This is a genomic window from Vibrio sp. R-1, from assembly GCF_035615595.1.
Taxonomy (GTDB): Bacteria; Pseudomonadota; Gammaproteobacteria; order Enterobacterales; family Vibrionaceae; genus Vibrio; species Vibrio cholerae.
Genome location: NZ_WPDC01000236.1, coordinates 1 through 891 on the forward strand (window position 1 = coordinate 1; position 891 = coordinate 891).

The following is an 891-nucleotide window of genomic DNA, read 5'->3' on the forward strand; positions in this document are numbered from 1 at the left end:
TAATGCCGATCAGTTAAGCAAAAAATGATCGGTTGAATGATCCTGAGAGGATGTCAAAATCCGGGTGTTTCTGCGCACTCGGATTTTTTTATGTTCTTAAGACAAGCCCTCGACCGAATACATCAATTCTCTGCTGACCAACTCAATGGTCTATCCGACCTCCTTTGCCCTGAACTCATTAATCAATGTCTTGAGGACACAGGTGTAGCAACGCTTCGTAAGCGTAGGCTCCCCATGGAATTGATGGTATGGAGCGTGGTGGGTATGTCACTTTATCGGCATCTATCGATGAGTAAAGTTGTCTCTCAGCTAGATATATTACTTCCGGGTAAGAAGCCATTTGTTGCGCCGAGTGCGGTTATCCATGCCCGTAAGAAGTTGGGGCATGAGCCAGTAGAAGCGGTGTTCAACCAAACTCAGCAATTGTGGCATGAGAAAACCCCACATCCTGACTGGTACGGGCTCACTTTACATGCTGTCGATGGTGTGGTCTGGCGAACACCAGATACGGCCGACAACGATAAGGCTTTTAGCCGAACAGGTAATCAAACCACGACGTCAGACTATCCTCAAGTTCGCATGGTCTGCCACATGGAATTAACGAGCCATCTGCTCAACAGTGCCGCCTTTGACTCCGTCTCCGTCAGTGAGGTTGACCTCACTGCTCAGCTTATCGACAAAGCCCCAGATAATAGCCTTACCCTGTTTGACAAAGGCTTTTATGCCTTAGGACTTCTCCATCGTTGGCAAAGCCAAGGTAAGGAAAGGCACTGGCTAATTCCCCTGCGTAAAGGGGCGCAATATAAGACGTTAAGAAAATTGGGGCGCGGTCAGGAGCTGATTGAACTCTCGCTGACTGCTCAAGCGAAAAAGAAATGGGCAGATGCGCCG

1 protein-coding gene is annotated in these 891 nt (G+C 48.6%); it reads left to right on the plus strand.

Annotated features, from left to right (window positions below; all coding sequences use genetic code 11):
* Nucleotides 1–90: 90 nt before the first annotated feature.
* On the plus strand, nucleotides 91–891 hold an 801-nt coding region (locus GOU96_RS17835), incomplete at its 3' end, for an IS4 family transposase (RefSeq protein ID WP_324702099.1).